At 64.5% G+C, this 12,399-nt stretch carries 11 protein-coding genes; 4 read left to right on the top strand and 7 right to left on the bottom strand.

Annotated elements, in window-relative coordinates; genetic code table 11:
• Window positions 1-500: 500 nt before the first annotated feature.
• Window positions 501-980 carry a MarR family winged helix-turn-helix transcriptional regulator gene (locus AB3L03_RS25075; RefSeq protein ID WP_085357570.1) on the top strand — a complete coding sequence of 160 codons (480 nt, stop codon included), beginning with the start codon at window positions 501-503 and terminating at the stop codon, window positions 978-980.
• Window positions 981-1,077: 97 nt separating this feature from the next.
• Here the strand turns inward: AB3L03_RS25075 and AB3L03_RS25070 are convergent, their stop codons facing one another.
• The gene (locus AB3L03_RS25070; protein WP_247337728.1) at window positions 1,078-2,160 is read right to left on the bottom strand and encodes an alpha/beta hydrolase; all 1,083 of its coding nucleotides are present in this window, start codon (window positions 2,158-2,160) and stop codon (window positions 1,078-1,080) included.
• An 852-nt stretch (window positions 2,161-3,012) separates the two neighbouring features.
• Between AB3L03_RS25070 and AB3L03_RS25065 the strand changes: the two genes are divergently transcribed.
• From AB3L03_RS25065 to AB3L03_RS25055, 3 genes are all read left to right on the top strand, one after another.
• On the top strand, window positions 3,013-4,077 hold the full coding sequence (locus AB3L03_RS25065) for a ketopantoate reductase family protein (protein WP_007595931.1): 1,065 nt from the start codon (window positions 3,013-3,015) through the stop codon (window positions 4,075-4,077).
• Window positions 4,078-4,178: 101 nt separating this feature from the next.
• Window positions 4,179-4,301, top strand: coding sequence for a hypothetical protein (locus tag AB3L03_RS25060; RefSeq protein ID WP_268738936.1), 123 nt, complete (start codon window positions 4,179-4,181; stop codon window positions 4,299-4,301).
• Between the two features lie 38 nt (window positions 4,302-4,339).
• On the top strand, window positions 4,340-5,842 hold the full coding sequence (locus tag AB3L03_RS25055; RefSeq protein ID WP_204512170.1) for an ATP-binding protein: 1,503 nt from the start codon (window positions 4,340-4,342) through the stop codon (window positions 5,840-5,842).
• 13 nt (window positions 5,843-5,855) lie between these two features.
• On the opposite strand, the gene AB3L03_RS25050 is transcribed toward AB3L03_RS25055, so the two are convergent.
• The 6 genes from AB3L03_RS25050 to AB3L03_RS25025 all read right to left on the bottom strand — a co-directional run bounded on the left by AB3L03_RS25050 (window position 5,856) and on the right by AB3L03_RS25025 (window position 12,390).
• Window positions 5,856-6,887, bottom strand: coding sequence for a HoxN/HupN/NixA family nickel/cobalt transporter (locus AB3L03_RS25050; protein ID WP_094183266.1), 1,032 nt, complete (start codon window positions 6,885-6,887; stop codon window positions 5,856-5,858).
• A 284-nt stretch (window positions 6,888-7,171) separates the two neighbouring features.
• Window positions 7,172-7,912 (bottom strand): ABC transporter ATP-binding protein, encoded by a 741-nt coding sequence (locus tag AB3L03_RS25045; RefSeq protein WP_204512171.1) that lies wholly within the window; start codon window positions 7,910-7,912, stop codon window positions 7,172-7,174.
• Entirely contained in the window at window positions 7,909-8,751 is an 843-nt protein-coding gene (locus AB3L03_RS25040; RefSeq protein ID WP_018453942.1) for an ABC transporter ATP-binding protein, read from the bottom strand. Before AB3L03_RS25040 ends, AB3L03_RS25045 begins: the two co-directional genes overlap by 4 nt.
• Window positions 8,751-10,574, bottom strand: a complete 1,824-nt coding sequence (locus AB3L03_RS25035; protein WP_204512172.1) for an ABC transporter permease — start codon at window positions 10,572-10,574, stop codon at window positions 8,751-8,753. Before AB3L03_RS25035 ends, AB3L03_RS25040 begins: the two co-directional genes overlap by 1 nt.
• Before the next feature lie 13 nt (window positions 10,575-10,587).
• Window positions 10,588-11,745: an ABC transporter substrate-binding protein gene (locus AB3L03_RS25030; protein ID WP_026232631.1), complete on the bottom strand. Its 1,158-nt coding sequence runs from the start codon at window positions 11,743-11,745 to the stop codon at window positions 10,588-10,590.
• A 60-nt stretch (window positions 11,746-11,805) separates the two neighbouring features.
• A complete protein-coding gene (locus tag AB3L03_RS25025) occupies window positions 11,806-12,390 on the bottom strand; it encodes an alkylhydroperoxidase domain protein (protein ID WP_204512173.1) in 585 nt (194 codons plus the stop codon).
• Window positions 12,391-12,399 lie beyond the last annotated feature (9 nt).

Here is a 12,399-nt window from a genome sequence, read left to right as displayed (position 1 = left end):
AACCTCCAGGTCGGTTCAGGGGGCTCGGGTCCTCGGTGGACGCCGCTTTACCCTCTCAATTTCCGTTCAATTCAGGTCCGCACCGAAGGTTCGGACTGAAACGACAGCGAGGTGCCCCCTCCGTCGCGGCTTCACATATAGTTTATAAAAACAATGGTCTCAATTTATTGCTTTGATGAATCGACACTTCGGGTCGCGATGTGGCTTGAGGGCAACAGCGCGACATCACCCCGGAAGATCACTATAGAAAGACCAGAAAAGCCCTCGGGGGGCATCCCGAGGGCTTCTTGGAGGTCTCGCATCGCTGTCCGTCGCGTGGGTCAAGAGCAGCGAAATAGAGCGCGATAGTCGATAATAAAATTAATTGTTCTTTGCAAGTAATAAGTGAGCCTACGATTTCTTCCGCCCGGTATCTCCCCTTTGGTCGGCGCGCGATTTTCGAGACGCTTCCAAGATATCCCATTAAGGATAGGCAAGGGATAAACGGGGAAGGGAGCCACATGATCGAGAAGAAACTCGACAGGGCGATTACGGACTTCATCTGGAACGTCGTCGAAATTCATTCCCAGCTGGAGGACATCCACACCAGCTGGGCCGGACTGCTGGGCATTACCGAGCCGCAGTGGCTGATCCTGATGGCCATCACCGAACTGGACCAGGGGCGAGGTGTCGCGGGAATCGACATCGCGAACAAGCTGCGCGTCCACCCCGCCTTCGTCACCAACCAGACCAAGAGTCTCGAAAAGGGCGGCTTCCTGTCGCGACGGCCGGCCGCAGAAGACGCACGCTACGTCCTGATGTCGCTGACGGCGAAAGCAACGACGGAGATCGAAAAACTGTCGAAGAGAAAGCTCGCCTTGAACTCGACCATGTTCAACGAGCTCGACGAGAAGACCTTGGCCGATCTGAATGCCGCGCTCGCAACGATTGCCAAGAATGCCCGGCTGGCCGCACGGTTGCTGGCCATCGACGCTTCCTGACTCCCTGACGTCAGGCGCGGAACGCGCGCCTCGATTCATCCCCAATCTCTCCTCGCCTTCCCAATCTTTTCTCGCCTTCCCCCAATCTCTTGGCGCCTTAGAGGTAGGTCACGGAATCCAGCTGGCGGGCAATTCCAAGTTTGCTGTCGAGCCATTCGAAAATGAAATCGTCCACCGCGATGAAATTCTCGACCTCGCCCAGAGGGTACGGAATGCAGTTCGGCACGACGGTCGCGCAATCGGCTCCGGCCTGCCGATAGCCGGCTTGCAGTTCGAGAGCATCCTCCTCCCAAACCATTGAGCGGCTGCCGACGACCATCAGAAGCGGGCAAGGTATCCGACACAACGGCAGCAACGAACCCGTCGAGGGCCCGTCACGGACCGCCTGCTCGACGCCGATCATCCAGCGCAGCGATGCCCGGCGCATGACCGGCGTCGCAATGCCGCCGTCGCACACGGCGGCAGCCATTCTGCGATCCACGAGGGCAAGACGGGATGCGTGACTGGCGGCCGCCCCCTCGCCGTAGACCGCGATCTGCTGCGAATCGACGTCCGGACGAGCTTCCAGGTAATCCAGCCAGCATTGAAGAATATGCGCCGGCTTGAAGGGGCTACGACCGGATGAATCGCCGGCATCAACGAGTAGGAGTGACACGTTCCGTCGCCCTGAAGCCGGCAACAGCCTGCTCATCATCGAGCCGAGGGTGATGTCCTCGTCGCTGACGCAGATAACCGCGGGTGCGAAAGACCGATCGGGGAACGCCGGCAGAAAGTAGCCCGCAAGCGAGCCTTGATCAAAGCAGTCGATCTCCACACGCTCGATCGCCGAACCGGCGTCCTCCTCGAAGCCCCGCAGGCAGAGTCTGACCTTGTCTACGAGGTCGGTACCCCCGGGATCTCCGGGCCAAGACAGGTTCCTCGCGACTTCAAGGGCCGTCAGCGAGCACAGCCACGCTTCCCGCACGATCTGAGCTGAACTGGTTACGCGCGCCGATTCGGCGAATATCCGGTACTCGCCTGAGATCCTCAACCACTCCGAAATCCACCGATGCCTGTGCGCCTCGCGCACGAGTTCCCCGACGGACAAGCTTTCAAAAAAATGGGACGCACGTTTTCGCAAGCACGCCAGGCTTCGACCGGCGCCGTCGCACGTGCCGTGAGGCCAATGATCATCTTCCATGTCCGTCCCCGAACGGCGCGTCGGCGGTTGCTTGGACTCGGCGCAGCGCCGTCAGCGCAACGCCCTGCATGTCTGCTCGATGCGACGTCACGCGTGCGTGATCGCGCTTGCGTCTGCCGTCCCGATGATCGTTCCGTTTTCCCTTCGCGGGCGGGGGCACTGGACCGGACGGACTACAGTCCGAACGAACCGGTCGCAAAACAAGTCGCACGCCGACTCCAACTCAATCGTCACGTCTCAGCTCCGTTGCTGATACACAGTTTAGGCCCGCACCACTCTGCCATTCTTTGCTGTCCCGCGTTTGCAGTTTTTTGTTGCGGTGGACGACTAAAATTGGAGCTCATTTAACGAGGGAGAAGGCATCGCCTGTGTCGGCTTCCATCATGATTCCTCATGACGCCGATCCGGCGCGCCACCAATCACGCCAGCGATAAAAATGCGGCGGGTTACCGCCTGATCGATGCCGACGGCCTTCGACAAAGGACTTTCCGCTAGTCAATGTCGCAGGAAAACCGGCGCGACAAAATCCTCGAAGTCGCTCATCCGCACCCGGCGCGCGAGACGTGACGAGGTATGATCGCGTTCTGGGAGAGCTTGGGCGATCGAGATGTGCAACATTTCTTACTTCGGTAAGCCAGTTATTTGAGCAACTCAACGACCCTGCACAACCGCCGCCGGTTTGGCGTCGTCTTGCTTTCGGCGTCAAGCAACACGCCGGGCCGCCCGCTGATCCGCGCCTTGTATCCATTATCCCAGTTGCCATCCCCACGCACTTTGCCTTACATGCCCGCCAAACTCGCCCGCGGCTGACGGCCGGGGCCCAAAAATCACCAATTGTCAAAGGGACGAGACATGGCGCGTAACATCCTGATTCTCGGGGCTTCCTACGGCTCCCTGCTGGGCACGAAGCTGCTGATGGCGGGGCACAATGTGACCCTGGTCTGCCGCGCCAAGACCGCGGAGCTGATCAACCGCGAGGGGACCGAGGTGCGCATCAAGTTGCGTGACGAGGCGGTTCACCGCGCCATCTTCTCGCGCGACCTGCCCGGCAAGCTCGACGCCGTGACGCCGGCCAATGTGGACCTGTCCCGTTACGACATGGTCGGCCTTGCAATGCAGGAGCCGCAATACACCAACCACACGGTGCGCGTTCTCATGGTCAGGATCGCCGCGGCGAAGCTGCCGTGCCTCTCGATCATGAACATGCCGCCGCTGCCCTATCTGAAGCGGATCCCCTCGCTCGCAGACATGGATCTCGAGGAGGCCTACACCAATGCGCAGGTGTGGGAGCGCTTCGAGCCGGGGCTGGTGACCCTGTGCTCGCCCGACCCGCAGGCATTCCGTCCGCCGGAAGAGGCTGCGAACGTGCTGCACGTCGGTCTGCCCACGAATTTCAAGGCATCCGTGTTCGCCGACGAGAAGCACAACAAGGTGCTGCGCGAGCTCGAAGCCGACATCGACGCGGTGACCCTCGACGGCCACGACGTGCCGGTGAAGCTGAAGGTGTTCGATTCCCTGTTCGTGCCGCTGGCCAAATGGTCGATGCTGCTGACTGGCAACTACCGCTGCATCACGCCGCACGAGCCGCAGTCGATCCGCGATGCCGTGCACGGTGATCTCGCGCGCTCGCAGACGATCTACGAGCATGTCGACGCCATCGCCCGGCGCCTCGGCGCCGATCCGCAGGACCAGGTGCCGTTCGCGAAATACGCCAAGGCTGCCGAGAGCCTGCTGAAGCCGTCATCGGCCGCGCGCGCGGTGGCCGGCGGCGCACCCTTCATCGAGCGCGTCGACCTGCTGGTCAAGCTGATCTCGCATCAGCTCGGCGCGCCCAATGCAGAGATCGACCGCACCGTCGAGACCGTGGACCTGAAGCTCAACGAGAAGATCGTGCAGGGCGGATCGGGCGCGCTGTAACGGGCTTCGCGGACCCCTCATTGACGGGGCGCATGCCGAGCGCACGGCGCAATGGCGGTTTCGCACATCAGCGGGGGAACTCGCGCAAGCGATACCCCAGGATGACGATCCGCAAGCCCCCTATCGGCCCGCACTTCTACGGCAATCGAATCACGCCTGAACTCCGCCGTGGGCAACAACGCATGATTCTCGCCATGGCGCTCGACGCGCCGTGGCCGGATTGATAAGCCCCTGTCCGCGAATGATGGGACTTGAGTCGGGCATGACGGTTGCGATCGAGATGGGGCAGACCACGGCGGGCGCCGCGGCGGCCATGGACCTCGAGGAACTGCTGGCGACCCGCCTCCTGGTGCAAGGCAATTCGGGTTCCGGAAAATCACATCTGCTGCGGCGGCTGCTGGAGCAGAGCGCGCCCTGGGTGCAGCAGGCCATCATCGATCCCGAAGGCGATTTCGTCTCCCTGGCGGAGCATTTCGGCCATCTCGTGATCGAGGCCGAGGATCACACCGAACGCGGCCTTCAGGTTGCCGGCGAGCGCGCGCGGCTGCATCGCGTCTCCACCGTGCTCAACCTCGAAGGGCTCGATGCCGAGAACCAGATGCGCCGCGCCGCGGCCTTCCTCGGCGGACTGTTCGACGTGGACCGCGACCATTGGTACCCGATGCTGGTGGTGGTCGACGAGGCGCAGCTGTTTGCGCCTGCGGTCGCGGGCGAAGTCTCTGACGAAGCGCGAAAGCTTTCGCTCGGCGCGATGACCAATCTGATGTGCCGCGGCCGCAAGCGCGGGCTTGCCGGGATCATCGCGACCCAGCGGCTGGCGAAGCTCGCCAAAAACGTCGCGGCGGAAGCGTCCAACTTCCTGATGGGCCGCACTTTCCTCGACATCGACATGGCGCGCGCCGCCGACCTGCTCGGCATGGAGCGGCGGCAGGCCGAATCGTTTCGCGATCTCGAACGCGGACAATTCATGGCGCTCGGCCCCGCGCTGTCGCGACGCCCCCTGCGTTTGAATATCGGCGCAACCGAAACCCAGCCGCGCAATTCCACGCCGCGGCTGATGCCGATGCCCGAAACCTCACTCGAGAATATGCGCGCCGTGATCCTGGCCGCGCCGCCGCCCGATGCCAGCCGGCCGCAGCGCCGGCCCGCGCCCGATCTGCTCGAGCAGCTCCGCGCCGCGAAGGCTGCGGCACCGGAGATCGGGCCCGAAATGATCGAGGTCCCCGTCAGTGCCGAAGAGCTCGCCGAACGGCGCGAGCGCGTGGATCGGACCCTTCGTGCCGTGCTGGCCGTGCCCGATGCCGGTTTCCGCGCGGTCGGCGTGCTGTACCAGGAGTTTGTGGTTCGCTGCCGCATCGAGGGACTCGGCTCGGCGGTGCCCGACCTCACCGAATTCCGCCGCATGCTGACACGCGCACGCGCCGGGCTCGGCGCCGAGCATGCCGAGGACGACGCCTGGCAGGACGTGTCGCTGCGCGCCTCGATCCTGCCCGACGACATGCAAGGCGTGTTCATGATGATCGCGCGCGCGGCGAAAGAAGGCTGGCCCTGCCCCGGCGACGCCGCGATCGCCCGCGCCTACGGCTCGCATTCGCTGCGCCGGGCTCAGCGCCTGCTCGGCTACATGGAAGAGCAGGGCCTGATCGTCTGCCAGCTCGACGGCGCCGGCCGCAGGTTCGTGACGCTGGTGGAATTGGCGTGGGCCACCGCGCCGGGCGATCCCAATGCCGACGACCTGCCGGCGGAGAGCGCAGCTTCGGCTTGAGCCCACGATTGACTCACGCTGTCTCGGTAGCATCGGCGCCCACCAGCACATCGGGCGTGCGCCGCCGCTCGAGCGCGAATAGCCTGCGATAGAGCATGACCGAAACCAGCCATGCAATCGCGAATAGCGCGACCACGGCGAAGCCGACGTTCGCGAGTGAATCGTTGAGGCCGTCGACCAGCGTCCACACACCGCCAGACAGGCCGAGCCGATCCCCGATCAGGCCAAGCGCCTCAATGCCGCCGATGAACAGCGCCACCGCGACCGAGGCACCGGTGATCGTGAGGTTGTACCAGAGCTTCCGTAAGGGATCGACGAAGGCCCAACGATAAGCGCTGACCATCAGCGCGGAATCGGCGGTATCGACCAGCGCCATGCCTGATGCGAACAGCGCGGGAAAGACCATGACGTCGGCCAGCGATGCACCAAGCGCGTATTCGCTGGCGGAGATGCTGAGCAGGCCGATCTCGGTGGCGGTGTCGAAGCCGAGGCCGAACAGGAAGCCGAGCGGGTACATATGCGCCGGCTTGGTCACCAGGCGGAACATCGGGCCGAGCAGCCGCGCCAGCAATCCGCGGCTGGCGAGCAGCGCATCAAGCTGCGCGGCGTCGTGAATGCCTTGCGCGCGCGCGATCCGGAACGTCCGCCACAGGCCGGCGAAGATGACCAGGTTGATGGCCGCGATCACCAGCAGGAACAGCGCCGACACCGACGTGCCGATGAAGCCGCCGACGTCCTTGAGCAGGCTGTCGCCGCCAAGGCTCACCAAGCCCAGCGCGAGCAGCATGGTCGCGACCACAACCACGGTGGAATGACCAAGCGCGAAATAGAGACCAACGCTGCGCGGCGCATCGCCGGCCTGCATCAGCTTGCGCACGACGTTGTCGATGGCCGCGATGTGGTCGGCATCGACGGCGTGGCGCAGGCCGAACACCCAGGCAAGCAGCGCGGTCGCCATCACCGTCGGCCGGTCACCGAACGCCGCGAACGCCCAAGCCCACGCCGCGATGTTGGCCGCGATCAACCCGCCGAACAGCAGCATCATTCCGGGATCGACCGCCCGCAAAGATAATTTCGTCACGCCAATCATTCCGTCCGCTGCACGATCCATCGCACGAGCGGTATGATCTTTTCATAAGGTGGTCATACTGACCAGTGCAATCCCGGAGGGGCGGCACGGTTCTGCAGCAGTGCTTGCGGCGTCCTTCGGGACGCCCGCTGCGCGGGCTCCTTTAGGATGAGGTCTTGCTTCGCCGCGAGGTTGCCAGACCCTCATGGTGAGGCGCCCGCCGAGGGCGGGCGTCTCGAACCATGCAGGCCGAGATGGCGCTACGCCGCCTCGGAGCCGCCGAGATAGGCATCGCGGATGCGGGGATCGTCCTTCAGCGCGCGGGCGGAGCCGGAGAGAACGATCTTGCCGGTCTGGAGCACATAGGCCTCGTGCGCGATCTCGAGCGCGAGGCTGGCGTTCTGCTCGACCATGAAGACCGAGACGCCCTCCTGGTTGATGGTGCGGATCAGCTCCAGCACGCGGTCGACGTAAAGCGGCGACAGGCCCATGGTCGGCTCGTCCATCACGATCATCCGGGGACGGCTCATCAGCGCCCGCGCCATCGCGACCATCTGCTGCTCGCCGCCCGAGAGCGAGCCGGCGCGCTGCGACAGCCGTTGGCCGAGCTTCGGGAACAGCGTGAGCATCTTGTCGAGATCCTGCGCGATCGCCTCGCGGTCGTCGCGCACGAAGGCGCCCATCAAAATGTTCTCGCGGACGCTCATGTCGGCGAACAGCCGCCGTGCCTCCGGCACCGAGCCGATGCCGCGGCGGACGATCTGCGGCGTGGTAAGTCCCAGTAGCGAAGTGCCGTCGAACGTCACGTCGCCCGAGCGCGGCTTCACGAGGCCTAGAATGATCTTCATCGTGGTCGATTTGCCGCTGGCATTGCCGCCGAGCAGGCAGACGATGTGGCCGCGCAGAACTGATATCGACAGGTCGAAATGCACCTGGGCCTGACCATAGAAGGTATTGACGTCGGTGATCGCGAGCAGCGCATCGGGAGGCGGGTTCGTCATGCCGCGCTCTCCTGCTTCGTCGTCAGGCCGTGGCCGAGATAGGCCTCGATCACCTTGGGATCACCGCGCACCGCTTCGCCCGGGCCTTCCGCGATTTTCTTGCCCTCGTCCATGACGATGACGCGATCGGAGAGGCGCATCACCATTTCGAGCTTGTGCTCGATCAGCAAGATCGTCAGCCCTTCGGCTTTCAGCTCGGCGACGAGCCCCTGCATCTCCGTGGTCTCGGTCGGATTCATGCCGGCGGTCGGCTCGTCCAGCAGCAGCAGGCGCGGCTTCAAGGCGAGCGCGCGCGCGATCTCGACGCGGCGGCGGTTGGCGTAAGAGAGGCTGTAGGCCGGCTGATCGATACGCGGCAGCAACCGCTCGCCGAAGCGCGCGAGAATGACCTTCACCTCCTCGCGCAGCCGCTCTTCCTCCGCCTTGACGCTGGCGGGGCGCAGCAGCGCCAGACCCAATTCCAGCAGCGGGCCGATCACCGGCACTGCCGGTTTCACCGCGCGCAAGCGCGTATGCGCACCGATCAGGACGTTGTCCATCACGCTGAGATTGCCGAAGACGCGGCCGAGCTGGAACGTCCGCGCGATGCCTCCGGCCGCCAGCCGTTCCGGCGAGAAACCTGTGATGTCCTGACCTTCGAAGCGAACCGTCCCGGCGTCCGGAAGGTCAAGCCCGGTCACGAGATTGAACAGCGTTGTCTTGCCCGCCCCGTTCGGGCCGATGATGCTGATCAGCTCGCCTTTGGCGAGATCGAGATCGATGGCGTCGACGGCGGTGAGGCCGCCGAAGCGCCGCGTCAGCCCGCGCAGGGACAGCATCGCCGTGTGTGCGTCCATCATCACACCGTCCCCAAAAGGCCCTGCGGCCTGAACCGCACCAGCAGCAGCAGCACGATGCCGTAGATCAGGATGCGATACTCCGCCGCGATGCGGAACACTTCCGGCAGGCCGACCAGCGCGACCGCCCCGAGAATCGCCCCGACGACATTGCCGAGACCGCCGAGGATGACGACGGTCAGCGCCAGGATGGATTGCTGCGTGTTGAAGGTCTCGTGGTTGATATAGGAATAGAGATGCGCGGCGATGCCGCCGCTGACCCCCGCGGCAAAGCCGCCGAAGATGAAGGCCAGCGATTTGTAGCGATTCAGGCTGAGGCCATAGGCCCGCGCGGCGATGTCGTCGTCGCGGATGGCGCGAAAGCTGCGGCCGAGATGCGAGCCGAGCAGGCGTCCCTGCAGCAGCGCCAGCACGACCATCACGATGAAGCTGAACCAGTAGATCGAAATCGGGCTGACCAGCTCATAGCCAAACAGCGACAGCGGCGGGATGCCGGAGATGCCGATCGGCCCGCGCGTGACGCTCTCCCAATTCAGGATCACCAGCGAGACGATCTCGCCGATCGCGAGCGTCGCGATTGACACATAATGTCCGCGCAGCCGGAACGACGGCGAGATCAGCGCCGTGCCCAGCGCAGCACTCATCAGGCCGCCGCCGATGATGGCAAGGCCGACCGGGACAGCGAACGTGAGCGACAGCAGCGCGGAGGTGTAGGCGCCGATCGCGAGCAGCGCGGCGTGTCCCAGCGAGACCTGACCAATCGTGCCTGCAACAAGGGTGAGGCTCAGCGCGAGCATGCCGAGCAGCCAGGCGTTGATCAGGGTCTGGAGCACGTAGAACGACACGGGCAACAGCGGCAGGATCGCGAAGACGACGGCAGCGATCAGCAGAGCCCAGCGCGGAATCCAGACCGGGCGGCTCGGCGCGATGAAAGTGCCGGTGAGCGGCTCGGGCGGCGCCTGCCGCGCGCTGGCGAACAGACCGTTCGGGCGCAGCACGAGCACCACGACCAGCAGCAGGAACGCGAACAGGTTGCGGTAGCTGGTGCCGAACACGGCAACGCCGTAGCTCTCCACCAATCCCAGCAGCAGGCTGCCGATCACCGCACCCGGCACATTGCCGGCACCGCCGACGACTTCGGCGACGACGCCCTTGAGCGTCGCCTGCAGGCTCATCGCGGTGTCGATCTGGTTGTAGTACATACCGACCAGCAGGCCGGAGACGCCGCCGAGCGCAGCCGCAATGCCGAACACGGCCTGATTGACGCGGTTGACGTCGACGCCCATCTGCATCGCGGCGTCGCGGTCCTGCGCGGTGGCACGCACGGCCCAGCCGAGCTTGCTGTAGCGCAGGAACACGAACAGCAGCAACGCGCTGGTGAGGCCGACACCGGCGATGAGCAGATCGAGCGGGCCGATCGTGCCGCCGCCGATCTGGAAGCGGACATCCGGCAACTGGCTCGGCAATGCGCGCGGATTGGGCGAAAAAGTCAGCATCACGAGCTGATCGAGCACGAAGCTGATGCCGATGGTCGCCAGCAGCGGTGCGATGCGCACCGAGTTCTGCAGCGGGCGCAGGCCGAACCGCTCGATGATCAAGCCGACCAGCGCCGCCGCCACCGCGACCAGGATGATGGTGAGCGGCAGTGGCGTATGCAGCTGCACCACCGCGACCCAGCCGATATAGGCGCCGACGAGGTAGATCGATCCTTGCGCAAAGTTGATCAGCCGGCTGACGCCGAAGATCAGCGCGAGCCCGACCGCAACGAGGGCGTAGACGTTACCGACGATCAGCCCGTTGATCGTGTAGTCGAGCCAGGAAGACACGCAGGAGATCCCCTCAGGTCGGCTTGCCGTCCCAGAGGGCGAACTGGCCCTTGCGCACGACGAGCTCCGCATTCATGGCGCCCTTGACGCGCCGGCTCTCGACGTCGAACGTCGCTTTGCCGAAGATCACGCTCGAGACGTCCTTCACTTTCGTGAAGGCATCGCGGATCGCGCGCCGGTCGGCGCCGCCGATCCTCACCACGGCGGCCGCCATGTTCATCGCGTCATAGGCGTAGGCGTTGAACGCGTCGGGCTCCACCCCGTTGTATTTCTTCTTGAAGCCGGCGATGAACGTCTGCACCTCGGGGCGCGGGTCTTCCGGGAAGTAGCGCGTGCCGACATGAACATCCTCGACGGCCTCGCCGCCGAGCTCCAGGAATTTCGGCGAGTAGACCGAGCTCGCGGCGCAGATCACCTGCTTCAGCCCAACCTGGCGCGCCTGGCGCGCGATCAGCGCACCGTCGGAATAATAGGAGATCAGGATCAGCCCGTCAGGATTGGCGTCGCGGACACGCACCAGCGTGGAGCGGAAGTCGCGCTCCTCCGCGATGTAGCCTTCGGTGACGGCGATTTCGGCGCCGTGCTCCTTCGCGGCCTTAACGAAATAGTCGCGGCTGGTACGGCCCCAATCGGTGTTGAGGTGCAGCACGGCGAGCTTCTTCAGGCCGAGGCGCTTGACGGCATAGGCCGCCAGCAGCGGCTGCTCGTCAGCCTGGCTGACCGAGGTGCTCCACATGAAGTCGCCGCCCTTGGTGAAATCGGGATGCGAATTTGTGAATCCGAACTGCACCAGCCCGCCGCGCTGATAGATCGGCGAGGCCGCCATCGAGGCGGGGCTGGAGAAGTCGCCGAGCTCCATGACAATCCTGGGATCGGAGACGAATTTCTGGGCGATCGCCACCGACTGGCGCGGGTCGCTCTGGCTGTCCTCGAAATTATAGGCGAGCTTGCGGCCGTTGATGCCGCCCGCTGCCTCGATCTCGTCGAGCGCGAGATCGAAGCCCTGCTTCCACTGCGTGCCATATTGTGCGTTCGGCCCGGTCAACGGACCACTGACGCCCAGCAAAATCGGTTCGGACGATTGCGCAAGCGCGGCGCGCGAGAAGGCTGCCCCCGCCATCAGGGCGGCAAGCGAGCCCTTGACCAGGGTACGACGATCGATGTTGCTCATGGACGGCTCCATCCTGTCAGGCGTTGAAACAACTAGCAATTTCCATGCCGGTGAGATTGGCTATTTCGAGGGCTCGCCAAGCGACAGCATCAGCCGGTTCGCCCAGTTGAAGAACGACGCGCCGTTGATGACGTCGACGATCTCGGCATCGTCGAGACCGGCGCGGCGCAGCTCATCGATATTGTCGGGGCTGAACGCGATCGGCGTCGCAGCCAACGCCACCGAGGCCTTGACGACCGCATTCCAGCGCTCGCCGAGATCGGCGCCGACGCCCTCGTCGAGCAGGCGCTGCACATCGTCGCGGCGCTTGGAATAAGTGCTGGCGAAACGCGCATGCACGGAGGCGCAGTAGATGCAGCCGTTGTAGCGCGAGGTCGCAGCCGCCGCGAGCTCGCGCTCGGCGCGCGGCAGGCCGTCGGCGACGTTGTAGAAGATGTCCTTGTCCGTCTTGGTGCGGGCTTCCAGCACCTCGGGGTCGCGCACCAGCAGGCGGAAATACTCGGACTTGGAACGGAAGCGATCGACGAGGCCCGCGAAATGCCGCTCGGTCAGCTCGGCTTCGAGCAGCGGGTCGATCCAGGACACCCAGCCCAGTTCGTCCTGGGTGAAGACGACGGGCGGATTGGCATTGTTTGCAGCGCTCATGATGCAGCC

Source organism: Bradyrhizobium lupini, from assembly GCF_040939785.1.
GTDB lineage: Bacteria > Pseudomonadota > Alphaproteobacteria > Rhizobiales > Xanthobacteraceae > Bradyrhizobium > Bradyrhizobium canariense_D.
Note: the sequence above shows the minus strand (reverse complement) of the source record. Positions and strands in the feature narration are given on the sequence as shown.

Bases quoted from the DNA above. Each gene is read 5' to 3' on its own strand.
- AB3L03_RS25075 (WP_085357570.1), top strand. From the start codon at position 501: ATGATCGAGAAGAAACTCGACAGGGCGATTACGGACTTCATCTGGAAC.
- AB3L03_RS25030 (WP_026232631.1), bottom strand. From the start codon at position 11,745: ATGAGCAACATCGATCGTCGTACCCTGGTCAAGGGCTCGCTTGCCGCC.
- AB3L03_RS25055 (WP_204512170.1), top strand. From the start codon at position 4,340: ATGACGGTTGCGATCGAGATGGGGCAGACCACGGCGGGCGCCGCGGCG.
- AB3L03_RS25025 (WP_204512173.1), bottom strand. From the start codon at position 12,390: ATGAGCGCTGCAAACAATGCCAATCCGCCCGTCGTCTTCACCCAGGAC.
- AB3L03_RS25060 (WP_268738936.1), top strand. From the start codon at position 4,179: ATGACGATCCGCAAGCCCCCTATCGGCCCGCACTTCTACGGCAATCGA.
- AB3L03_RS25065 (WP_007595931.1), top strand. From the start codon at position 3,013: ATGGCGCGTAACATCCTGATTCTCGGGGCTTCCTACGGCTCCCTGCTG.
- AB3L03_RS25040 (WP_018453942.1), bottom strand. From the start codon at position 8,751: ATGATGGACGCACACACGGCGATGCTGTCCCTGCGCGGGCTGACGCGG.
- AB3L03_RS25045 (WP_204512171.1), bottom strand. From the start codon at position 7,912: ATGACGAACCCGCCTCCCGATGCGCTGCTCGCGATCACCGACGTCAAT.
- AB3L03_RS25070 (WP_247337728.1), bottom strand. From the start codon at position 2,160: ATGGAAGATGATCATTGGCCTCACGGCACGTGCGACGGCGCCGGTCGA.
- AB3L03_RS25050 (WP_094183266.1), bottom strand. From the start codon at position 6,887: ATGATGCTGCTGTTCGGCGGGTTGATCGCGGCCAACATCGCGGCGTGG.